The sequence below is a fragment of the Arthrobacter sp. Soil782 genome, assembly GCF_001428435.1.
Classification (GTDB): Bacteria; Actinomycetota; Actinomycetes; order Actinomycetales; family Micrococcaceae; genus Arthrobacter_D; species Arthrobacter_D parietis.
In genome coordinates this window covers 136,853-158,885 of record NZ_LMSO01000008.1, presented here as the reverse complement: position 1 = coordinate 158,885, position 22,033 = coordinate 136,853, and the positions used below count along the sequence as shown (strand labels likewise).

General features: G+C 63.7%; 19 protein-coding genes. 6 read left to right on the top strand and 13 right to left on the bottom strand.

Annotated features, from left to right (window positions below; all coding sequences use genetic code 11):
• Positions 1–93 precede the first annotated feature (93 nt).
• On the top strand, positions 94–987 hold the full coding sequence (locus tag ASH00_RS10075) for an alpha/beta fold hydrolase (RefSeq protein WP_056548163.1): 894 nt from the start codon (positions 94–96) through the stop codon (positions 985–987).
• Here ASH00_RS10075 and ASH00_RS10070 read toward each other — a convergent pair.
• The 5 genes from ASH00_RS10070 to ASH00_RS10050 form a co-directional block, all read right to left on the bottom strand.
• Entirely contained in the window at positions 949–2,097 is a 1,149-nt protein-coding gene (locus ASH00_RS10070) for a cysteine desulfurase family protein (RefSeq protein WP_056548161.1), read from the bottom strand. The two genes, ASH00_RS10075 and ASH00_RS10070, sit on opposite strands and share 39 nt — an antisense overlap.
• Positions 2,094–3,023, bottom strand: coding sequence for a carboxylating nicotinate-nucleotide diphosphorylase (nadC, locus tag ASH00_RS10065; protein ID WP_082566042.1), 930 nt, complete (start codon positions 3,021–3,023; stop codon positions 2,094–2,096). Before nadC ends, ASH00_RS10070 begins: the two co-directional genes overlap by 4 nt.
• Positions 3,020–4,561 (bottom strand): L-aspartate oxidase, encoded by a 1,542-nt coding sequence (nadB, locus tag ASH00_RS10060; RefSeq protein ID WP_056548159.1) that lies wholly within the window; start codon positions 4,559–4,561, stop codon positions 3,020–3,022. Before nadB ends, nadC begins: the two co-directional genes overlap by 4 nt.
• Positions 4,558–5,859, bottom strand: a complete 1,302-nt coding sequence (gene nadA / locus ASH00_RS10055) for a quinolinate synthase NadA (RefSeq protein ID WP_056548157.1) — start codon at positions 5,857–5,859, stop codon at positions 4,558–4,560. Before nadA ends, nadB begins: the two co-directional genes overlap by 4 nt.
• A gap of 66 nt (positions 5,860–5,925) precedes the next feature.
• Positions 5,926–6,645, bottom strand: a complete 720-nt coding sequence (locus ASH00_RS10050; RefSeq protein WP_056548155.1) for an NUDIX hydrolase — start codon at positions 6,643–6,645, stop codon at positions 5,926–5,928.
• A 321-nt stretch (positions 6,646–6,966) separates the two neighbouring features.
• Here ASH00_RS10050 and ASH00_RS10045 point away from each other — a divergent pair, with 321 nt between their 5' ends.
• Together ASH00_RS10045 and ASH00_RS10040 are read left to right on the top strand one after the other, a co-directional pair.
• Entirely contained in the window at positions 6,967–7,767 is an 801-nt protein-coding gene (locus ASH00_RS10045) for an alpha/beta fold hydrolase (protein WP_056548154.1), read from the top strand.
• A 139-nt stretch (positions 7,768–7,906) separates the two neighbouring features.
• Positions 7,907–8,869, top strand: a complete 963-nt coding sequence (locus ASH00_RS10040) for a serine/threonine-protein kinase (protein ID WP_056548152.1) — start codon at positions 7,907–7,909, stop codon at positions 8,867–8,869.
• A gap of 30 nt (positions 8,870–8,899) precedes the next feature.
• On the opposite strand, the gene ASH00_RS16690 is transcribed toward ASH00_RS10040, so the two are convergent.
• Both ASH00_RS16690 and ASH00_RS10035 read right to left on the bottom strand, forming a co-directional pair.
• A complete protein-coding gene (locus ASH00_RS16690; protein ID WP_157359081.1) occupies positions 8,900–9,073 on the bottom strand; it encodes a hypothetical protein in 174 nt (57 codons plus the stop codon).
• A 102-nt stretch (positions 9,074–9,175) separates the two neighbouring features.
• Positions 9,176–10,051 (bottom strand): Fpg/Nei family DNA glycosylase, encoded by an 876-nt coding sequence (locus ASH00_RS10035; RefSeq protein ID WP_056548360.1) that lies wholly within the window; start codon positions 10,049–10,051, stop codon positions 9,176–9,178.
• A 166-nt stretch (positions 10,052–10,217) separates the two neighbouring features.
• On the opposite strand from ASH00_RS10035, the gene ASH00_RS10030 reads away from it, so the two are divergent.
• A complete protein-coding gene (locus ASH00_RS10030; RefSeq protein ID WP_056548151.1) occupies positions 10,218–10,889 on the top strand; it encodes a TetR/AcrR family transcriptional regulator in 672 nt (223 codons plus the stop codon).
• Positions 10,890–11,142: 253 nt separating this feature from the next.
• Here ASH00_RS10030 and ASH00_RS10025 read toward each other — a convergent pair whose 3' ends face one another.
• Positions 11,143–12,483 (bottom strand): MFS transporter, encoded by a 1,341-nt coding sequence (locus ASH00_RS10025; protein ID WP_056548150.1) that lies wholly within the window; start codon positions 12,481–12,483, stop codon positions 11,143–11,145.
• Between the two features lie 201 nt (positions 12,484–12,684).
• Here ASH00_RS10025 and ASH00_RS10020 point away from each other — a divergent pair, with 201 nt between their 5' ends.
• Positions 12,685–13,398, top strand: a complete 714-nt coding sequence (locus tag ASH00_RS10020; RefSeq protein WP_056548149.1) for an IclR family transcriptional regulator — start codon at positions 12,685–12,687, stop codon at positions 13,396–13,398.
• Here ASH00_RS10020 and ASH00_RS10015 read toward each other — a convergent pair.
• The 4 genes from ASH00_RS10015 to ASH00_RS10000 form a co-directional block, all read right to left on the bottom strand.
• The gene (locus tag ASH00_RS10015) at positions 13,391–14,659 is read right to left on the bottom strand and encodes an MFS transporter (RefSeq protein WP_056548147.1); all 1,269 of its coding nucleotides are present in this window, start codon (positions 14,657–14,659) and stop codon (positions 13,391–13,393) included. The genes ASH00_RS10020 and ASH00_RS10015 overlap by 8 nt on opposite strands.
• A 72-nt stretch (positions 14,660–14,731) precedes the next feature.
• The gene (locus tag ASH00_RS10010) at positions 14,732–17,827 is read right to left on the bottom strand and encodes an AAA family ATPase (protein ID WP_056548145.1); all 3,096 of its coding nucleotides are present in this window, start codon (positions 17,825–17,827) and stop codon (positions 14,732–14,734) included.
• Positions 17,824–18,984: an exonuclease SbcCD subunit D gene (locus ASH00_RS10005; RefSeq protein WP_056548143.1), complete on the bottom strand. Its 1,161-nt coding sequence runs from the start codon at positions 18,982–18,984 to the stop codon at positions 17,824–17,826. The genes ASH00_RS10010 and ASH00_RS10005 overlap by 4 nt, the downstream gene beginning before the upstream one ends.
• Before the next feature lie 86 nt (positions 18,985–19,070).
• On the bottom strand, positions 19,071–19,949 hold the full coding sequence (locus ASH00_RS10000) for an aquaporin (RefSeq protein WP_056548141.1): 879 nt from the start codon (positions 19,947–19,949) through the stop codon (positions 19,071–19,073).
• 130 nt (positions 19,950–20,079) lie between these two features.
• On the opposite strand from ASH00_RS10000, the gene ASH00_RS09995 reads away from it, so the two are divergent.
• A complete protein-coding gene (locus ASH00_RS09995; RefSeq protein WP_235563257.1) occupies positions 20,080–21,033 on the top strand; it encodes an ADP-ribosylglycohydrolase family protein in 954 nt (317 codons plus the stop codon).
• Positions 21,034–21,041: 8 nt separating this feature from the next.
• On the opposite strand, the gene ASH00_RS09990 is transcribed toward ASH00_RS09995, so the two are convergent.
• A complete protein-coding gene (locus ASH00_RS09990) occupies positions 21,042–22,031 on the bottom strand; it encodes an exonuclease domain-containing protein (RefSeq protein WP_056548137.1) in 990 nt (329 codons plus the stop codon).
• Positions 22,032–22,033 lie beyond the last annotated feature (2 nt).

Sequence of the window (22,033 nt, the reverse complement as noted above, 5' to 3'; positions counted from 1 at the left end):
ACAGATCCTTTCGAATGACCTGATGTCCACTCTATGCAGTGAAGCACACCACTTCGGAGACATCCGGGGCGGGAGCGGCGCAGAATCACCTACATGAAGCGGTTCATCCATACATCCCTGGGATCAGTCGCAGTGCGCATACGCCCGGCCCATTCGAGTACCCGGATCACACCGGGCACCCCGCCATGGGTTCTGCTGCATGGCGCATCGGGCTCATGGCGTACGTTCCGTGAGCTCGTTCGCAGTCCAGTGCTGCCGGACACCTGCGACCACGTCATGATTGACCTGCCGGGCTGGGGAGAATCCCCCGGCAGCCTGCCCTTCACGGTTGAGCAGCAGAGCAGGGCCGTCGTCGAGGTACTGAGGGACCTTAACTACCAGTCCTGGTACCTCTTCGGGCATTCGATGGGCGCAGTATTGGCGCTGGACATTGCGGCGTCGCATCCGGAAGAAACGCACGCCGTCGTCGCTCTTTCACCAACCGCACTGACAGCCGGCGCCGCCCTGAACCACCCGCTCCGCCATCCCGCCATGGCACCGCTTCTTGGCATGTTCGGACTCATGTTCATTTTGCGGATGCTCGGGAGAGCAGCCCCCTGGCTACTGCATAGGGCAGAGCGCGCGGGATTGCTGAGGCTCGTCCTCGGCCCGTTCTTCGCTGCCCCTTCTGTCCTGCAGCGCCATGTGTTCGCTGACCTTGCGCTCGATGCGCGGCCGGCGTCCTTTATTGCTGCAGCACACGCTCTGAGAAAGTACGACGCCGGCACGTGGCATTCGATCAGCGCCCCCGTAGTTCTCGCTCGCGGCAGCAAGGACATCTTCACCCCGCCCGGCGAGCTGCGTTCCCTGGCTGCCCTCATGCCGCATTCACAAAGCGTGGTGCTGAACCGCACCGGACACTTCGCGCAGATAGAAGATCCAGTCGAAACGGCAGGGTTGATGGCGGCCTTACGTGCGGCTTCCAAGGCCCAGGATGCTTCTGGCTGAAGCGACAACCGCCCGCCCGGCGAGCGCAATCTCTGCATCACTCGTTGCGGCCGTCCACGACAACCGCAGTGCTGTCTGGGCGATGTCCGGTTCCAGGCCCAGCGCCAGCAGAACCGCCGAGGGCTCGCTGGCGCCCGCCGCGCATGCCGAACCGCTTGAGGTCACGACCCCGGCGCGCTCCAGTTCCAGCAGGATCGCCTCGCCGCTGGCGCCCGGAAAGCAGAACGAGGCAATATTCGGCAACCGCTGCTCCCGGTGACCCGTCAGGAGTGCGCCCTCGACCCCGTTAAGTACGGCGCTGATCAGATGGTCACGGCGCGCGATTGAGGCCGCTGAATTTGCGGTACGCTCCTGCTGGGCAAGCTTCAAGGCAGTCGCCATGGCCACCGCACCCGCTACATTCTCAGTACCTGACCGCTTCCCCCGCTCCTGCCCGCCTCCATGAACGAGCGGTTCCAATGGAAGGCGCGAGCGGATGAACAGAACGCCGCAGCCCTTCGGCGCGCCGAGCTTGTGACCCGAGATGCTCAGTGCGTCCACGCCGAGCTCTGCACTATCCAGCGGCAGCCATCCCGCCGCCTGCACTGCATCGGTGTGGAAGGGAACGCCCTGTTCCCGGCAGATCGAGGCCAACGCTGGAATTGACTGCACCGTCCCCACCTCGTTATTCGCGTACATGATGGTGCACAACGTGGTCTCTTCCGTGAGGACAGCGCGGAGAGTCGCTTCCTCCACCAGTCCCTCCGCGGTGACAGGAAGAAGGGATATCCGGAAGCCGTGAAACCGCTGCAGATAGTCCAGCGTTTCCAGGACGGCCGGATGTTCGATTGCGGATGCAACAATATGCTTCCCCTTAGGACGGGCCAGGGATATGCCCTTGATTGCCAGGTTGTCAGCCTCTGTGCCGCCCGAGGTGAAGACGACGTCGTTCGGTTTGCAGTTGAGCTCCCTGGCCACCAGACGGCGTGCGTAGTCGAGAGCGCGCGCGGCCGATTCACCGACCGTATGGGAACTCGACGGATTGCCATAGTCGGTGGTGAGCAGCGGCCACATCGCTTCGAGTGCCTCCCGGCGAACCGGAGTGGTGGCCGCAGCATCGAGATAGATCACCGCACGCTCCCGGTAATTTCGCGGGTGGAGCCGGAACCGTCCTCCCGCGCAAGCGCATCGATATGGATGTCCAACCCGAGGTCCAGTGCCTGAACGCTGTGGGTGAGCGCACCGGACGAGATAATATCGACGCCGGTGCGCGCAATAGCGCCGATCGACTCGAGCCGGACGTTGCCGCTTGCTTCCACCAGCGCGCGCCCCGCGACCTGCTTCACTCCGCTGGCCAGATCCTCGAGGCTGAAGTTGTCGAGCATGATCGTGTCGACGCCTGCTGCCAGCACCGGCTCGATCTGATCGAGCCGGTCAACCTCGACCTCGAAATGGACGGTATGCGGCAACCTGGCCCGCACTGCCCGGAGTGCCTCCGTAAGGCCGATCACACCGCCCTGGGTCAGTACCGCAAGATGGTTGTCCTTGGCCATCACTGCATCGGACAGGCTGAAGCGATGATTGACCCCTCCGCCGCAGCGCACCGCATGGCGTTCCAGGACGCGCAGTCCGGGAGTTGTCTTGCGGGTATCGACCACGCGCGCACCGGTCCCGGCTACTTCCGCAACAAATCGGCCGGTGAGCGTAGCGATACCGCTCAGTCGCTGCGCCAGGTTCAGGGCGACCCGTTCAGCGGTGAGGATCGACCGGGCGGGACCGGACACCGCAGCAAGCGCAGCGCCGGCGTCGAACTCGTCGCCGTCCCGCACACTGAACGTGACGCGGATCCGCGGGTCGGTGAGTCGCATGGAAGCCTCGATGACCAGCTCTCCGCAGAAGATGCCGGGTTCGCGCGCTACAACGACTGCCTCAGCGTGTGCCTCCTCCGGAATGAGTACCTGCGAGGTTATGTCTCCCCACGGCGCGTCCTCGGCGAGCGCGGCTGCGACAATGCGGTCGACGTCGGCCGGGGATGGTCTGGCCGGTGTGAAATTCACGGAGCTCTCCTCAGGATGATGGGGCTGCCCTCGGGGGAGGAGGTGTCGGGAAAATCTGCTCGGTAATGCGCTCCACGCGATTCTGTGCGTGCCAGCGCAGACGCTGCGACGAGCCGGGAACAGAGGAGCAGATTCGCGGTCTCCCGCTCCGCAACTGAAGAGCCGTTCGAATGCCAATCAGCGAGTTGCTTCGAGGCAATACGGAGCCCCGCATCCTCGCGCAGGATGGAGACGTGGTCGGACATCACCCGCTGCACGTCAGCGCGGGCCGCGCGTACCGAACCGGGCGCCAGGCTCAGCGCCTCCGCCTCGACCGCCGGCCACTGCATGCGTTCTGCGGCGATCGCTTCCGCAGCCCGCGCGCCGAACACCAGTCCCTCCAGCAGCGAGTTGGACGCGAGCCGGTTGGCCCCGTGCACTCCGGTTCGGGCAACCTCCCCCACGGCGTACAGCCCGGGTACGGACGTCCGTCCTGCAGTGTCCGTCACCACTCCGCCCATCCAGTAGTGCGCAGCAGGGACAACCGGGAGCAAGTCGCGTGTCCAGTCGAAGCCTGCGCGCGCAGTCACTGCGCTCAACGTCGGAAACCGCTGAGCGAGGAAGTTCGCACCGAGGTTCGTCGCGTCAAGAAAAACTTCCTCACCTGCGGTCCGCGCAAGATGCAGTGCGATGCTGCGGGAGACAACATCACGCGGAGCAAGCTCACCGGCAGGATGATAATCAGCCATGAACCGACGCCCTGAGGCGTCCCTCAGCACTGCGCCCTCCCCACGCACCGCCTCGGAAATGAGCGGATGCCCGGCGACGTTCAAGGATGTAGGGTGGAACTGGAAAAACTCGAGGTCAGCCACCGCCGCGCCGGCGCGCCAGGCCGCCGCGACGCCGTCGCCTGTGGCCACGGACGGATTGGTGCTGTGTTGGAAGAGCTCTCCCGCACCGCCTGTCGCAAGCACAACCGCGTCAGCGGAAACTACACGTTGGACACCGTTCTGCACGACGACGGCGCCGGTTACCCTCCCGTTGTCCCTGACGAGGTCCGCGGCAAAAGCGTGCTCCCACACGCCGATGCCAGGATCCGCCTGAGCGGCACGGACGAGCGGAGCCGCGATTCCCGCCCCGGTGGCATCACCGCCAATATGTAGAATCCTTGAGGCTGCATGCGCGGCTTCCCGACCGACGGCGAAATCACCATCCGCGGAGCGATCGAAGATTGTTCCAAGATCCACCAGCCTCTGAATCTGGGCGGACGCCTCCGAACAAAGAATGCGCGCGGCCCGTCGGTCGCAGTGCCCCGCTCCGGCCGCAAGGGTGTCGGCCACATGCGACTCAATGCTGTCGTTCTGCAGGCTTAAGCGGCGCTCGCCGACCTGGCCTAGCTCCGGAATCACGGCAGCAATGCCGCCCTGCGCATACCAGGTGTTACTCTCGACAAGTGCGCCCTTGGCCAGAACGGTGACCTGCGCATCAGTTCGCCGGCGCACCTCCAGCGCCGTGTACAGCCCCGCGATTCCGCTGCCGATGACGAGGACGGCGGTCACGGTTTGGCCGCCAGCATTCGCTCAAGCGCTACCCGTGCATCCGACGCCACGTCGGAGTCGACTCCAATTTGATTGCGGACCACTCCTGCGACCAGTCCCTCGAGCACCCATGCCAGATAGCCCGGATGGATCCGGTACATGGTCGAGCACGGGCAGATGACGGGATCCAGGCAGAAGATGGTGTGCTCGGGATGCTCCGCGGCGAGTCTGTTCACCATGTTGATCTCCGTACCCACCGCGAACACGGAGCCAGGCTCTGCCGCAGCGATTGCCTTCCGGATGTAGTCCGTTGACCCGGCTTCGTCAGCGGCGTCCACAACGGGCATGGGGCACTCCGGGTGCACGATGACCCTCACCCCGGGGTAGTCAGCCCGTGCCTTCTCGATCTGGTTCACGGTGAAACGCTTATGCACGGAGCAGAAGCCGTGCCAGAGGATGACCTGCGAATCCAGGAGCTCCTGCTCGGTGTTGCCGCCCAGCACCTTGCGGGGGTTCCACATGGGCATCCGCTCGAGCGGCACCCCCATGGCTTTGGCTGTATTCCGGCCCAGGTGCTGATCCGGGAAGAAGAGAACGCGCTGGCCCCGCTCGAACGCCCAGTCGAGCACTGTGGCAGCGTTCGACGACGTACAAACGATGCCGCCGTGGCGGCCACAGAAGGCCTTCAACGCAGCTGAGGAATTCATGTAGGTGACCGGGATGACCGGTTGGCGGCCGGCGTCGTCGGGCTCTGTTCCGAAAAGCTCCTCGAGCTGTTCCCAGCAGTCCGCCACCGAATCGGCGTCCGCCATGTCCGCCATCGAGCATCCCGCGGCAAGGTTCGGCAGAATGACAGTCTGGTCAGGACTGGACAGAATGTCAGCGGTCTCCGCCATGAAATGCACTCCGCAAAACACGATGGCTTCGGCGTCGGGCCGGGTTAGCGCCGCGTTGGCGAGCTGAAAGGAATCTCCCACGAAGTCAGCGTGCTTGACGACCTCGTCCCGCTGATAGAAGTGGCCGAGGATGACAAGGCGCTCGCCCATCGCTTCCTTTGCTGCGAGGATCCGCGCTTCGAGCTCCACCTCACCAGCCCGCTGGTATTCCTCTGGAAGCACCTCCTGCCGCGGCGTTGAAACCGGCGCCGTGTCAGTCATCGAAGCGCCGGGCCCGTAGTCCGGACCCTGATTGGAGACGCCAGGGATGTCGAACTCCCATGGTCCCCTCGCGAGGTCCGGGCTGCAGGTACCACCGCGTGCGCTTGACCGCTCGGCGTCCTGGCGGGACATGAGTTGGATGGCGGTATTAATGCTCGTCATGGTGGTTCTCCCTGATGGAAACGGGCTCCGGTGAGCCGGTGGGTGTTTGGTGGTCTGTGCGTGCCTTCAAGGCGAGGCCGGCAGGGGTTGCCTGACACTGCCGTCCGGGACGGGCCCGGCATAGCGGTAGAGCCGCGGTGGCCGGTGCCGCGTGCCCGTGAGGTGCTCATCAGTAGGTTCGATGTACGGAGTTGAACGGAGCTGCCGACGGAAGTTGGCGGGGTCCAGTTCCTTGTCGAGCACCGCCTCGTATACCTCCCGGACCTGCGCAAGCGTGAACCGTTCGCCCAGAAGGTGGTAGGCAATCGAGCCGTACTCCATCTTGTTGCGCAGCCGCCAGAGCGCGTACTCCACGATTTCGTTGTGATCGAAGGCGAGCGACTCCAACCGGTCCGCGCGGAACCACCGAACGTTCTCGGATTCGCGCGTCAACGCTGCCTCGTCCGGTTGAACCAGCGCCCAGTACACGATCGACACCAGACGCTGCCCCGCAGACCGGTCCAGGCCTCCGAAGGCGTACAGCTGCTCCAGGTAACGAGGTGCAAGCCCGGTGGTCTCGAGGAGGTTGCGCGATGCCGCATCCTGGAGCGACTCTGAGTGCGCCAATGGCCCCCCCGGCAGCGCCCACTGGCCAAGGTACGGCTGGCGAATTCGCCTGACCAATGGCAACCACAGCGTTGGCCTGCCCGAGGACTCACTCGGGCGCAGGGCGAAGATCACTGTGGAGATAGCCAACGACGGCGGCTGCACGCGTCGTTCGGAGACGTTCGCTGAAGTTGCGCTCATGCTGGCTCTACCTTCACCCTTCCGGACTTATAGTCATTATGACTATAAGTAATTCTAGCGCGGCACGTCGATCGGCGCCGAATTGACGCGCTCCATGACGGACATGCCGGAAGATTCCGGGAATGACGGCGAAGCGCTATCAGCCAATTTGCATCCGGGCAGAAGCGGTGACTAAAGTCGCACGGGTTGGCCACTGCTGGCCGGGCGGCGGAGATCTGTTCAATGAAGCACAGTTCTCTGCCGCTTTTCTTTTCGGACGAGTCCCGGCAAGGGACGCTAGAGTTCAGGAAAGACTGCCGAAAGAGCACCGGGGAGGAACTCATGGGACGTCACAGCGATCATCTGGTTGAGGGAACAAACCCGGGACTGAACGTCACCGTCCACGAGCCCGCGAGCCCGTCAGCACTGCGCCCCATCCTGCTCCTGCACGGGTTTGCTTCCTCGGCCCGGCTCAATTGGGAAGATTCCGGCTGGATTCGCGCCCTTACTGACGCCGGCCGCAAAGTCGTCACCCTCGACCTCCCCGGTCATGGAGCAAGTACGGCCCCCGAAGAAATGGACTCCTACTCCCCCAGCCGCATCCGGGCGGACCTGCTCCAGATTCTGCTCGATGCACACGTCCACCCCCTTGCCGACGGTCAGCCGGGCAGCGGCGTCGACATCATCGGATACTCGCTCGGTTCACGTCTGGCGTGGGAATTCGGCGCCACGCAGCCGGAACTGGTGCACCGCATGGTGCTTGGCGGACCTGGAAGCGGCGATCCGCTGGCGGCGTTCGACCTGGCGGCCGCGCAACGATTCCTGACCGACGGGTCACCCATCGCCGACGAGTCGACCAGCAATCTGCTTCGGATGGCACGGCTTATTCCGACAAACGACGTCTTTGCGCTGCTCACCATGGTGGAGGCAATCAAGCGAGAGCCTTTCGTACCAGGCGATGCCGTACCTCACATGCCGCTACTCCTGGTGGCCGGAGACAAGGACGAACGAGCGCAGACCCTTCCGGAACTGGCGGAGCTGAGCGGCCATGCGGAAATACTCTGGCTCCCAGGAAGAACCCATACCAACGCAGTAACGTCCCGGACCTTCAAGAGCGCGGCCATCAATTTCCTCGCTGCGTAACGATTATCGAACGTTTGAGGCTGCGGCGCGGGGCGGTCTTCCGCACCTCGTCGGGCAGGGTAGAATGTGAGAGGTGATCAGCATGCTTATCACCTGCTCTTCACCCTCATAACTTTTCTTTCTTCCCCGGAGGTCTCACGTGGATGAACTCCTGGCCGAGCGGTACCAACCCATTGAGTTGATTGGTACCGGCGGCGCAGCATCGGTGTTTCGGGCACTGGACCGAAACCTCGGCCGGGACGTGGCAATCAAGGTATTCAACCCCACCACCTCCGATGATGACGATTACCGGCGTCAGCATACAGAGACTTTGTTGCTCTCGACGCTGAACCACCCCGGACTGGTGACGCTTCATGATGCCGGATTGCAGGATGACGGCAGCGGCAAGACCACCAGTTTCCTTGTCATGGAACTGGTGGACGGACTGGATCTGCGCAAGCTGTTGAAATCCGGTCCGCTTCCTTCTGAGCACGTGGCTCAGCTGGGTGCGGATCTCGCGGATGCGCTGGCCTACATCCACTCGCAGGGAGTCATCCACCGCGACGTGAAACCTGCAAATATCCTGATGTACCACTCCGGAGAGCAGGACACCCGCCTCTACCCCAAACTGACCGACTTCGGCATCGCCCGAATGGTGGAAGCAACGCACTCCACCGCACATGGCGCCACCATCGGTACGGCCAACTACCTCAGTCCGGAGCAGGCAGAGGGTGCGCACGTGGAAACGAGCAGCGACATCTACTCGCTCGGCCTGGTGCTTCTGGAATGCCTTACCGGGGAAAAGGCATTTCCCGGCCCCGTCGTCGAGGCCGCCGTTGCCCGCCTCCTGCGGGACCCTGACGTTCCTGAGTCCCTCGGCACCGATTGGGTCAATCTCCTCACGCGCATGACCGCCAGAAATCCGCAGTCGCGCCCCGACGCGCATGAGGTCGCGCTTGCCCTGCGCGTGGGAAGCGACTCCGATAAGGACGGCGGCATGATCCTCAATCTGCCACCATCCAGTGAGATTCAGGCAGATACACCCGACGTGATCACAGGCGGAGTGACGACCGGAAACGTTCACATTCCCGAACCGCCGTCACGCGCCCCGTCACTGGGTTAGCAGCTTCCAGCGTCAGAACCGCTCAGTGCCTCACTTGGAGTCCCCGTCCTCATCCGGGTCTTCCTCCGGTTCGAAGCTGCTCGGCTCCTCAGTGGTAGTCGCGCCCACGCCGTCGTCGGTGTCGGGTATGGTTCCTTCCGGCTCCGTGCTGGTGGAATCCCCGCTCTGGAGGTCGTGTTCCCGGTCGTGTGAATCATGCGTCATGGTGACCTCCGTAGTTGGAACCGGATTGTTACATCTTCGATCCTAGGGTCATTGATGTTGCCGGCGAAAGGTGCAGCTACCACCAGAGTCAGCGATGCCCACTCACTTGAGAAACCTGGAGGTCCGCCGATCTGCCAGTTGCTTCCCTCCTGTCTGGCAGGTAGGGCAGTACTGGAGCGCGGAATCGGCGAATGAAATCTCACGAACAGAGTCCCCGCATACCGGGCAGGGCTGACCGGTCCGGCCATGAACCTTCATCTCCCGCCGCTTGGAATCCTTCAACTCTTTCGCCGGCTTGCCGTCGGCCGCGGCAATAGCCGATTGCAGGACCGAATGCATCGCGCCGTGAAGCACCCCTACTTGTTCATCAGTCAGCTTGGATGCGAGTGCAAACGGAGATAGGCGGGCGGCATGCAGGATCTCGTCGCTGTAGGCGTTGCCGATTCCCGCAATGAAAGACTGGTCCCGCAACGCACTCTTGACCTGGCTGCGGTGCCCATGCAGCATTGCCATGAACTGCTCCCGGCCGATGTCCAGCGCTTCGGGCCCCAACCGGCTTACCCCGGGAACCTCCGCCACCTTCCGGACGAGGTAGACCGCTGCTGATTTCTTCGTGCCCGCCTCGGTGAGATCGAATCCGTAGCCTGCTGGTTCCGAACATCTCAATCTCAACGCAATCGGCCCCTTACCCGGCCGTAGGGCGGTATCCGGAAGCGCGTCAGACCAACGCAGCCAGCCGGCTCGCGCGAGATGCATCACGAGATACACGCCGTCGAGGCTCAGGATGAGGAACTTTCCCCTCCTGTCCACCCCGGTGAAGGTCATCGAAGACACGGCGTCAAGGGGAATCTCGGCAGTCTTCAGCACGGCGAAAGAGCCAAGCTCAACGTTCCCTACCCGGGCTGGCGCACCGCCCTCCGGCAGTAATTTGCCGGCCAGGAAGTGGGCCAGTCCCTGCACCTCAGGCATCTCAGGCATGGCACTACGGTACCGCGGGAGGCCTTCGCTGCGAGTGCTGCGCCACGACACCTCCAAGGCACACGACACCTCCAAGGCAACAGAGCAGCAGGTCTTCCACTACCGTGTAGAAGGGAGCAGGTGAACGGTGCCGGCTCTGGGTCGGAAGGAATCAGGAACACAAACGATGGTCGGCGCAACCGGTACATCCCCCCGCTCAGCGGGCAGGCCGCTGAACAGAGTTCTCTCCCAGGAAGCAATCACCCGGGCCGCACTCACGCTCATCGAAACCCGCGGTTATGAGGGTTTGACCATGTCTTCCCTTGCGCGCGCTCTCAAAGTGGCGCCGTCGTCGTTATATAACCACGTGGAATCCAAAGGCGACGTACTCGTCCTTCTACAGGACCACGTCATGACTCAGGTGGACGTGTCAGGTTTCGAGTCCGAACCGTGGGAGCAGGCTGTCCGCCGGTTCGCCTGGTCCTATCGCGATGTCTTCACCCGGCATACTCCGCTCATCCCGGTGATCGCCGTACTGCCCGTGAGCGGCGCCCCGCAGACCCTTGCCGTCTATGAGGCAGTGACCCGTGGATTTGAGAAGGTCGGCTGGCCGGAACCGTTGATCGTGCCGGCAATCATTGCTCTTGAGTCTTTTATCTTCGGGTCCGCGTTCGACGCGACGGCCCCGGAAACGATCTTCGAATCGGGACCTCTGGCAGGGTCTTATCCCCGATTCACTGCTGCCGTGTCCGCGCGCAAGGACCAGGCGAACCAACGGCAGGCGGACGCTGCGTTCGGTCTCGGACTTGACTCGCTCATCACCGGGCTCAGGTCAGCGGCGGCAGTGCATCAGCAGTGACGCCAAATACACCGGCACAAGTTCGCGCAACTGAGCGTGTGCGGCTTGTTGGATCAGAGGCGGACATGCAAAAGGCCGGCTCGGTGGGCTGGGGGAACCCGTGGCGAGCCGGCCTTTCGTGTACCGGACCCGTCAGTCCGGCGGCGGGCCCCTCGTACAAGGCCCGTCTTGATCCTCAGTGTATGAAGGGCCGGCAGCGGACGCCATGGGGAGAACTACCCATGGCGTCCACTGCCGGGCGGCGACGTTCCGGCTACTTCGCCTGAGTGTGACCGGAACCGACGTGCAGCGGTACCCCGCGTGTCTCCTTCACCATGGTCACAGCCGCGAACGAGATGGCGCAGAGCACCATGATGTAGACGCCGATCGAAATGGACGAGCCGGTGCCCCTCAGCAATGCTTCCGCAATCAGCGGAGCGAAGGCACCACCGAGAATGGCGCCCAGTGCGTAACCGATTCCGATACCCGAGTACCGCACGTTCGCAGGGAACATTTCGGCATACATCGCGGACATCGGTCCGTAGGACAGCCCCAAACCGATCGTAAGGACGAACAGAGCGACTCCATAGGCGAGGATGTTGCGCGTGTCGATCATCAGGAACAGGGGGATCATCCAGACGAACACGAGCCCATAGCCGATCTGGAAAGTACGCACCCGGCCAATCCGGTCGGAAAGGATGCCTCCGTACATCGTGAAGATCAGCCAGCCGAAGGAGGCAAGCAAGGTTGCGAACAGCACGGGCCCGCCGGGCATCCCCAGCGTGCGCTGGGCGTACGCTGAGAAGAAGGCGATGAGGAGATAGCCTGCCGCGTTGTTAGCAATGAAGATGGCTGCGGTCAGTACAACCTGTTTGGTGTTGTGGCGGAAGAGCTCCTTGAGCGGAACCGATGATTCCTGCTTCCGCTCGGTCATCTCCTTGAAGACGGGGCTTTCCGCAACTGCCTTGCGGATGAAGTAGCCGACAACGATGAGGACCACGGAGAGCAGGAACGGAACCCGCCAGCCCCAGGCAAGGAAATCTTCCTGGGACATGGAGGAGCGCAGCAGGAACAGCACCAACGTTGCGATGATCATGCCAACGGGAACACCGATCTGGGGGTATGCACCCCAAAAGCCGCGCTTGTGAACCGGAGCGTGCTCTACCGCCATCAGGGCCGCACCGCCCCATTCTCCGCCTGCCGAGAAGCCCTGCAGGATGCGCAGAAGCATCAACAGAATCGGCGCCGCCACGCCGATCTGCGCGTAGGTCGGCAGGAGGCCGATCAAGGCGGTGGCCGAACCCATCATCACCAGGGTGAAGACGAGCATGGCCTTGCGCCCGATGCGATCCCCCAGGTGACCTGCAACTACCGCTCCGAGCGGCCGGAAGAAGAAGCTGATGCCGATAGTGGCCCATGAGACCAGCTGCGCCAGGCCCGGACTGTCCTCGTTCAGCGGCGCGAAGTACAGCTGCGCGAAAACGAGACCCGCGGCTTGCGCGAATATGAAGAAGTCATACCATTCGATGGTGGTACCGACCATGGTCCCCGCGACGACCTTGCGGTCCTCCCGAGACATGCGCTGCTGCCGTGGGGCAGCCGTTGAAGACGTCATTGTTACTCCAAGTGGGACGGACGTAATTACCGACAGAACGTTCGGTAACTGTGGTTCAGATCATACTCTCCAGGGGCACTACATCGCGGCATTACCGGAAGTCGACACCTCCTATTGCGCGCCGCTGCCGCTAACCGACCAAACAGGCAGTTTGAGTTCGATAGTTGAACATATCGTTCCGATATAGAATAATATCCGAGTGTGAGCTCCGACACAACACCAACGCCCCAGCATTCGCAGACCCTGTCCCGCGGCCTGCGTTCCCTCGAGATTCTCGCCGATGCTCCGCGGGCGCTATCAATTGCCGAGTTGTCAGTGGAGTTGGGCGTCCACCGCTCCATCGCATACCGGATTGTTCGCACGCTGGAAGATCATTCGCTCATCGTCAGGGACGATGCCGGCAAAATCACGTCCGGCCCTGGTCTGGCCGCCCTAGCGCGAGGAGTTTCCCGTGACCTGCAGACTGCAGCGCTCCCTGAATTGACGGTTCTGGCGAACGAACTCGGTATGACCGCATTTGTCGCCGTCTGGGACCGCCACGACTGCGTCACGCTGGTGACGGTCGAGCCGCGCCACTCCAGCGCCGCCGTCGCCCAGCGGCCGGGAACACGGCACGCCTTCAGCGCGGGCGCGCCGGGCATTGCAATCCAGTCGGCGGTGAGCGAGGAGGATTGGGAGCGGCTGGCGCCGGGCCAGCTCTACCGGGAAGAAGCTGCTGCAGCGCGCTTGCAGGGCTTCGCCACCAGCCACGATGAGGTTATCGCCGGCCTGTCCTCCGTTGCAGCTCCCATCCGGCTCGCCGGCGGACTGCCTGCGGCGGTGGCCGTCGTCTACATTCGCTCAGCCCACCCGGAAGCTGAACTCGGTCTGCGGATTGCGGGCAGCGCCCGCACCATCGAGGAACAGCTCAGCTGACTTCCGCCGCGTCAGTCCTGCTGGGCTTCACCACGGTCAACACCACGCCCAACAGCAGGAGTACGACGGCGGCCGCCACCGGAACCGCGAAAGCTTCACGGACGCTCGCCTCCGCCAGCGCTCCTGCTATGGACGCTCCAAGCGCCGTGCCGGCGACAATGCCGCTAGCCAACAGGGTCATCACCGTGCCGACCAGGTGTTTCGGGGCCACGAGTGAGCCGACGCTGAAAATTGTGACCATCGTCGGACCGACCGGGATCCCGAGGATCAGTAGTGCTGCGAGCATGAACGGAATGTCCAGAGCAAGGAGGGGCAGGAAAGCGGCCGCGCTCATCATCGCCGCTGAAGCCACCCACCGCAGTGGGTGGCGGAATCGCTGTGGCCAGTACGCTACCGACAAGGCGGTGAGGGCGGAGCTGACGCCCATGACGGCATACAGCAGGCCCGCCGCCGTCTCCGCTCCGAAACCGCCGGCGAAGGCGATCAAGGCGGTCTGGGTCGAACCGAAGAAGGTGCCCATCATCACCATCCCGAGAACCGGCAACGCCACAAGAAAACCGGTATGCGCTTTTCGCTGGGTCTTCACCTCCGAGCTTCGCGCCCGGGGGCGGCGCCGCAGCGGAATTACCGCCCGTTCCGTTGGGTGCACGGCGAAGGCGGAAACAAAAGCCAGGGTCAGTGCTGCTGCGAGGGCTAGCGGCAGCCAGGGCGCAATCAGGCTCGCCAGCAGTCCCACCAGCGCAGGACCCAGCACGAAGGTCAACTCATCGGCCGTGCTCTCGTAGGAGAGCGCCGTGTCGAGATCCGTTGGTCGTTTGTCCTGGGTCAATGCCATCCAGCGAACCCTTGCCAATGGACCGATTTGAGGGCAGGTGGCGCCCATGAGGAAGGCAGCAATGAGCGTGGGAAGCAGCCCAGTTTCGATGCCCGACACGCCGCTGACAATGATCAGACCGACGATCGCCAGGGTATTGAGTGCGGCTGACAGCAGCAGGACCGGGCGTTGGCCGTAGCGGTCGGCCAGGAAACCGAGGACCGGCGCGCCCAGTGCAGAACCGACGCCGACAGCGCCGGCTGCAAAACCACCGAAAGCGTAGGAATCCGTGCCGGCTGTCACCAGAGTGAGCGCTCCAACGGTGAGCATCGCCAGAGGCAGGCGGGCAATCAAGCCCAGTGGAAGGAAACCTGCGCCGGCAATCTCAGGTAGCCGGCCGAAACGTCCGCGGTGCGAGGTATCTACTTCAGAGGTTGGTGTAGCCATGTGCACTCCGGGTGCTATGAAACGCGCATCGTCCCTCCTCCCGATGCGCCCAACCCGGTAACACCAGCAATTTTACACTCGCTGCAGCTGATTGACGAAGCGCACGGTAGACCCTGTCCGGCTCTTGGAAACGTGCAGCTGGGCGGGGATCCGCTGCATCAGGTCGGCAACATGGCTTACGAGTCCGACTACACGTCCGCCATCACGCAGGCTCTCCAGGGCGTCCATCACCTGCTCGAGGGAATGCTCGTCGAGGCTTCCAAACCCCTCGTCAACAAAAAGCGTCTCGATATCCAGGCCACCTGACTCCTGCTGCACGACGTCCGCAAGCCCCAATGCGAGCGCCAATGATGCCATGAATGACTCGCCGCCCGACAGCGTTGCCGTATCCCGGTGCAGTCCGGTCCAGCTGTCAATGACATTCAAACCAAGGCCCGATTTTCGATTTCCTGACTTGGAATCACTGTGGACCAGGGAGTACCGGCCGTCTGACATTTTCTGCAGCCGCTCGGTTGCGGCATCTGCAACCTGTTCCAGGCGGGCCGCCAGCACATAGGTCGCCAAGCTCATCCGATACAGGTTCTCGCCGTTGCCCCTGGCTGTGTCAGCAATCGACCTGACGAGCTGGTGAGCGTGCCGCAGCGGCACGAGCCGTTCCTCAAGCGCTGCTACCCTGTCCGCATAGGAGCCCATCTGAACCACTGACTGCTCCAGCAGCCCCACCTCCAGGACAGCCTGGTCAAGAAGCTTCGATGCGTCCGCCTCCTCGGTCGCGGCCGACGCAATGTCATCTTCGTTCGGCACGGGGCTGCCGTCCTTCTCGAGAATGGCGGCGGCCAGGTTCTCCGGCCGCTGCAGGTCCCGGTCGATCCGATGCGCAGAATTTTCGGCATCGCGGATGGCCCGCTCCGCGGTTTCGGCCTCCGTGCTGGTCAGCAGCGCGTCGCGGACGGCTTCCGCTGAAGCGAAGTCCGTCATAGACAGGCGTGTCCGCAATGCAGCTTCGGCCTTGACAAGGTTCTCCTCTGCCTGCTCACAGCGAATCAAAGCAGCGCACACCGCCCCAAGACTCCGCTCCGTTGCTTCGAGCGCCGTGATTTTCTTCTCAACGGAGTCGTAAGAACCACGCACGTCGGACAGCTTTGCGGCCAACGCCGCCTGCTGCTCCGCGAGAGCGGCTAGCCGTGATGATTCTTCTGCCTGAGTCCGCGCAAGGTCCGCCTGTTGCTCCTGCAGCCTGGCAAGCGTTGTATCCGCCTCGGTCTTCCGTGTGCTGAGGTCGGTGGCCAGACGGACCGCCCGTTCCGCTTCCGCATGCTCCTGCTCAAGGGACACAAGCGTAGCGCGAAGCTGCCCGGCCTCGGCGTCGCCGCTTCTGGCGCGTAGCCCGGCGGCCTTCAACGCGGCCTCGTCGCGGGCCGCCGCGGTCTTCCCCAGCCGGTTCTCGGCTGCATCCTGCTCTTCCCTGGCAAGTGCTTCGTGTTCGCGGGTGACGAGGGACTGCGGATCCGCAACTGCAGGCGCCGGATGATCCTCACTCCCGCAGACGGGACAGGGCTCCCCTGCATCCAGCCGCTCGGCAAGCTCCGCAGCTGCCTGTTCCAGACGCGCCTGGAGTTTCCGCAGCCAGTCATCTTTCGCTGTGAGAAAGAGTGCCTGATGCTCCTGCTGCAGCTCGTTCAGCTCACGCACAGCTCGTTCCGCACGGTCCGCCTGCGCCAGCAACTCCAACCGGCTGGCCGCTTCGATGCACTCCTTTGCCAGTTGTCCTTCACGGGCTGCCATCACCTGCGCGTCTTCCAGGCGCGATGTCAGTTCGACGTATTCCCGCCGCAACTGTGCATCTGCTTCGCTGCAGCGCGCTGCCTCGGCCTTCTGACGCTCCAGAGCAGTCTCGGTCAGACGAATCCTTGCTGACAGCTGGCTGAGGTCCTTTTCCAGCGGCAGGGCTGCACGCGTCGCGGCCAAAGATTCACGAACCACCTCGTGAGCACGTTCGAACGTGGCCAGCGACCGCAGGGAGTCGGGATGGAGAACCTCGGGGGCTTCGTGCCGGACTGCAGGATCGGCTTGCAACGGACGTGCTGCTGATTGCAGGCCCTCCCGCAGATTATGCACCTCTGCAGCCGCCTCGTCCCTCGATTGCAGTGCTCCCTGGAGGATTTGAGCGCGTTGGTGATCTGCCAGCTTTGCCCTCAGAGTTTCAGCCCCGACCAACGCACCCTGGTTAGCCTGCGCTTCTGAAACCAGCTCGCGGAACGTCAGGCGATCCCTGCGCTCTGCCTCAAATTGGGAGCGCCTCTCTGCGGCGGCATCGCGCAGGATCCTGAGCTCGCGGGTCCTTTTCCGACCCTCAGCCACGGCCGCCGTCAGCAGGTCTTGAAGAAGCACGGGATCAGGCGTCCAGTCAACGGAGGCACTGCCCTCGTGGCCGGAACCATCCGGTTCTTCTTCCGGGAATGACGCCGGGGTGCTTGACTGCCGGGGCGTCAAGCCGTGACGCTCAACTTCCTCTGCAGCCCGACTGAGGAGGGCCTCCAGCTCGGTCTCGGCCTCCTGGAGCCGCGCGGATGTCCGTGCGGAGTGCTCTGCCAGCATGTGTTCCATAGTCGAGAACCGGTCGGTTGCGAACAGCCGCTGCAGGAGCTCGCCGCGAGCGGCTGCGTCCGACCGGAGGAAAGCCGCAAACTCTCCCTGCGGCAACATGACGACGCGCGTAAACTGTTCACGGTTCATTCCCAGAAGATTCTGGAGCTCCGCTCCCGCTTCATCATTGCGAGTGGACCGGGTTACCCACTCGCCGGCAACCCTTTCGCGCAGCAGGGTCTTGGCCTGCTCTGTGGTTGTTCCGCTTCCGCGTTTGGACGGCCGGTTCCAGGAAGGGTTTCGGGTCACTTCCAGACGCCGGGATCCCGCCGAGAACTCGCACACCACTTCCGGCGCAAGCGCATCGGGGGCGTGGTCGCTGCGCAGCCGCTTCGCGTTCTGACGTGCTCCCGGAACGGAACCATACAGCGCGAAACAGATGGCATCGAGCACGCTGGACTTACCCGCCCCGGTGGGCCCGTTCAGCAGGAACAGGCCCTGTTCGGTAAGGGCGTCAAAATCGATGTGCTGGCGCACGGCAAAGGGCCCGAAGGCCTGTATCTCGAGTCTGTGGATTCTCATACGCCGCTTTCAGCTGCCCGCAGGGCGTCGATCGTCTCAGCGAACAGGGCTGCCTCTTCGGTGCTGGCACTGCGTCGACGTACGTGCTCAAGGAACCCGCAGCAGATGGCAGCATCATCAGTGGCCTGGGCGATCCGTTCACTGTAGGTACGCTCTTCCCCCGCGCTTCGGGACGGTTCGAACGTGAGCACCAGGGTTCCGGGAAACCGTGCCCGCAACCGTTCCATGGCCTGGTGCGGCCGCTCGGCATCGGTGAGCGTCACCTGGCACCACGCGTTTTCTGCCGCTGCGTGCTCCGGCGCAGTGATGAGCTCAGCGATAGGACCGCGCAGGATTGCAAGCTCGCGTTGCGGAGCCCACTTCACCGGCTGGATTTCACCTACCCCACCTTCATCAATGTCTACCAGCCAGGCTCCCTTCGACTGCCGCGCCTCGGAGAACGAATATGCCAGCGGAGATCCGGAATAACGTACCCGCTCCTGCAACTGCTGCTGCCCATGGAGGTGGCCCAGCGCAACGTAGTCAAATCCTTCGAAGAGGTTCAGGGGCACAACGCCGAGGCCGCCCATGCTGAGCTCCCGCTCGCTGTCCGAGCCGACGCCGCCACTGGCGAAGGTATGCGCCATGACGACCGAGTGCACGATTGATTGCGTGCGGCGCCGCCGCAGGTCCGACCTGATCTGATCCAGCGCAGCAGCAGTCACTGCCGTATGCGTGGAACTCTCACAACTAAGCGGATCCGCAACCATCCGGGGTTCAAGATATGGCACACCGTAGACGGCAACCTCAATCCCCTCGTCAATTCTGAGAACGGCAGGGCGCCCGATGTCTTCCAACCGGGTACGGAGGTGGACCCCTCCGCGCTCAATGAGCTTCCCGCCGAATCCCAACCGAACTGCCGAGTCATGGTTGCCGCTGCTGACCACCACCTGCGCACCCGCCACCGTAATCCGTTCCAATGCCTCGTCGAACAGCTCGACGACGTCCACGCCAGGCAAAGCGCGATCATAGACATCACCGGCAATAAGCACCACGTCCACGTTCTCCTCGCGGACCGTCTTCTCCAACTGATCGACGAAAAGCCGCTGAGCCTCGAGCATCCCAACACCGTGGAAGGAGCGGCCCAAGTGCCAGTCTGACGTGTGCAATAACCTCATGATTCCAAGCTACCGGCCGCCTCCGACAGTTTCGGACGGCAACGCCGAAGCACCGGTTGGAACGCCGCCTCGACGGTCGGTACGCGCTACGGGGTGCCGTCGTCGTCATGGGTGTCACGGCGGGCTGCCAGCGTCGCGGCGGCTGCCGCGGACCCGGCTGCAATGTCGCTGGTTTCCGGAGCGCGGTTGTCCCCCGCCGGGGCGGACACGCTCTGCCGGCTGCGGACCGCGAGGTCGAAGCTCCGGTAGAGCAGGCCCGCGATCAGGGCACCGAGCAGGGGGGCAAGCCAAAAGAGCCACAGCTGCTGTACTGCCCACGGCTCGGCGAACAGTGCCGTTGCCGTGGACCGGGCAGGGTTGATCGCGCCGTTGTCCATGGGAGCGAGCGCGGTGAGCAAGACGGCGTATCCCAGGCCGATGGCGAAGGGAGCCGCTGGACGTGAAAGTGACCGGCCGGTCGATCCAAGCACTACTGCGGTCAGCAGAGCAGCCGCAGTGACCTCGATCAACAGCACACTCGCGATCGGGAACTGGGTGGAGGAGTGCTCCGCATATCCGTTCGCCGCTGCCGAGAACAGCCCGGCAGTCTGGATGTCCTGCGGGTGCGCGCTGAAAATCACCCAGAACAGGCCGGACGCCGCAAGCCCGCCAAGAACCTGCGCCATGATGAAGGGCAGCACCGACCTCCACGCCAGGCGCCCGGCCATCGCCAGTCCGAGGGTGACGGCGGGGTTGAAGTAACCGCCCGATAGCCGGCCGAATGCCGCGATGGCCGCGGCCAGGCCCAGCCCGAATGCCACACCGGGCGCAATGCCGCCCTGCGGATTGAGCATGGTCACGCCCAAGCCGCCCAGGATCACCAGAAACGATCCAAGCGCCTCCAGCAGGGAAGCCGTGATGAGGCCCGGGCCGTTGTCGTCGTACCGAGTGCCCGTGGCGGGCTTTTCCTGGCTGATCGCGTGCATGGTGGTTGATTCCTTCGATGGTGGTGCGTGCTGGGCACGAGGCAAACCCGTCAAGCGTTCCACTCGTATCTGGGCGTTTCCTGAAGGCACCGCGGCAGGATCTGACGGGTGGACTGCCTAGACTAGCGGGGTGACATCTTCTGAATGCTTCCCCCCTCCATTGCGCAGCAGAATCACCGGCTCGATCCTGGCCTGCGCACTCGGTGAGGCTGCCGCAGGATCACCCGATGCGTCTGTCTTCGGCGATGCCACCGCACTGACGCTCTACACGGTCGACGGCATGACTGAAGCGCTCGAGTGGGCCAACGACGGCGTCGCAGCCGATGAAACCGCCTGTCTCTGGCTTGCATACCTCCGGTGGCTCGGGACTCAGGGAGAGGCACCGCCGTCGTCCGCTCCCGCTCCTCCTGCCCGCTGGATCGACAGGCAGGACGTCCTGCATACCCGACGGCACTCGGACGCTGCCAGCATCCGTGCGCTCAGAAGCGGCGAGATGGGCAGCCGTCAGCGGCCGCTTGAAACGGACGACGACGGCCCCGGTGCGCTCCAGCGGTCTGCACCCTTCGGCCTCATCGCCAATGTTCCGCCCGCGATGGTCGAGAAGCTCACACTCGATGCCGCAGCGATCACACACGGCAATCCCGCTGCCCGAATTCCCGCAGCACTCTTCGCCGGCCTGATTCATGCGATCGCCCACCGGGAACTCTCGCTGTCGGACGCTGTAGCCGACGCTGCAGCGCACGCGGCGGCATTGGGGTCAACCGACCTCTCGGTCCAGCTCACGAGTCCGGATGCCGGCGCGCTCCCGACTGCTTCACCGACTGCCGGAAACATCCTGTGCGAGGCACTCAGGCTGGTGCTTGCCACCGCAACCGACGACGACGCTGCCCATGTGAGCGCTTTCCTCGCCGCTGCTGCGGAGCAGGATGCGCCTGCAGCGCGGGTTACCGGAGCTGTTGCCGGTGCAATCATCGGCGCACTGCATGGACGCGATGCACTCCCTGCCGCCGCAATTGATCAGCTCACGGGGGCACGTGCGGTTGAGGAATTAGCCGGCCGCTTCGCCTCCGAAATGGGCGCCTAGGAAAGGCTCTACTGGCTCGTGACGGGCCAGCGTCCCTCGGTCATCTGCAGGAACTCTGCTTCCGAGAGCACTTCAATATTCTGGCCCCGGCCATGAAGCTCCATCACGCGCCGTGCCTTGCCCGTTACGCGACCGCTCCGCAGATCGGCGGCAACGAAGCCGTTGCCCACCACCAGCACTGTGGTCTTGCGGGTCACGGCGCTTGCCGGTTGCGCTCCGAGCACAGCGGCCCGCTGCTTTGCCTGCGGCCGGGGAATCCCGAGGTCGCCGGTGAAAACAACAGTCTGCCCGTACAACGGGTGTGTGGGATCCGCAGCCGGGTTCGGATCCGGGTTCAGTCCCTCGTTCGGCCAACCTGCCCAGCCGGTGGCGGGCCCCCGTTCCAGGGCCGTGCGGGTCGCCTTCGAAAGCTCAGAAATTCCTGGCTCGTAGGCTTCAAGCCGGGACAACTTCAGACGGTGCCCGGACACGAGTTCCTCGAGCGTCGCCGCTTCGGCACGATGCGCGATGTCCACCAGAATTCCTGCGCAGGCTCGGGCATCCTCAACAGCGTCGTGGTGGTTCACCAACGGAACTCCGGCAGCTTCCGCCACGTAAGGCAGCGAGTAGGAGACAAGGAAGTAGCTGCGGCGCGAGAGCAGAACGGTGCAGGTGTAGTCGTACGCAGGACCGGCCAGGTTGGACACTTCAAGCGCCGAACGGATAACGCCCATGTCGAAGGCAGCGTTGTGGGCCACTACGACATCGTTTCCGATGAAGGCACCGATCTCCGGGAAGAGCTCACCGAAAGTTGGCTGGTGCGCCACCATGTCGGCGGTGATCCCGTGGATTGCGACGTTGCGGGAGTCGAAGTGGTCGTGGCCTGCCGGCGGGCGCATCAGCCACTGCGCTTCCTCGACGATTCGGCCATTGCGGACCTTCGTGAGCCCTACGGCGCAGGGCGATCCGCGAAACCCGTTGGCAGTCTCGAAGTCGATGGCCGTGAACTCAATTCCCACCC

Coding starts and splice junctions, on each gene's coding strand:
- ASH00_RS10005 (WP_056548143.1), bottom strand. CDS start 18,984: ATGAGGTTATTGCACACGTCAGACTGGCACTTGGGCCGCTCCTTCCAC.
- nadA (WP_056548157.1), bottom strand. CDS start 5,859: ATGACGAGCATTAATACCGCCATCCAACTCATGTCCCGCCAGGACGCC.
- ASH00_RS16690 (WP_157359081.1), bottom strand. CDS start 9,073: ATGACGCATGATTCACACGACCGGGAACACGACCTCCAGAGCGGGGAT.
- ASH00_RS10075 (WP_056548163.1), top strand. CDS start 94: ATGAAGCGGTTCATCCATACATCCCTGGGATCAGTCGCAGTGCGCATA.
- ASH00_RS10050 (WP_056548155.1), bottom strand. CDS start 6,645: ATGAGCGCAACTTCAGCGAACGTCTCCGAACGACGCGTGCAGCCGCCG.
- ASH00_RS10010 (WP_056548145.1), bottom strand. CDS start 17,827: ATGAGAATCCACAGACTCGAGATACAGGCCTTCGGGCCCTTTGCCGTG.
- ASH00_RS10025 (WP_056548150.1), bottom strand. CDS start 12,483: ATGACGTCTTCAACGGCTGCCCCACGGCAGCAGCGCATGTCTCGGGAG.
- ASH00_RS10035 (WP_056548360.1), bottom strand. CDS start 10,051: ATGCCTGAGATGCCTGAGGTGCAGGGACTGGCCCACTTCCTGGCCGGC.
- ASH00_RS10000 (WP_056548141.1), bottom strand. CDS start 19,949: ATGCACGCGATCAGCCAGGAAAAGCCCGCCACGGGCACTCGGTACGAC.
- ASH00_RS10015 (WP_056548147.1), bottom strand. CDS start 14,659: ATGGCTACACCAACCTCTGAAGTAGATACCTCGCACCGCGGACGTTTC.
- ASH00_RS10030 (WP_056548151.1), top strand. CDS start 10,218: ATGGTCGGCGCAACCGGTACATCCCCCCGCTCAGCGGGCAGGCCGCTG.
- ASH00_RS10045 (WP_056548154.1), top strand. CDS start 6,967: ATGGGACGTCACAGCGATCATCTGGTTGAGGGAACAAACCCGGGACTG.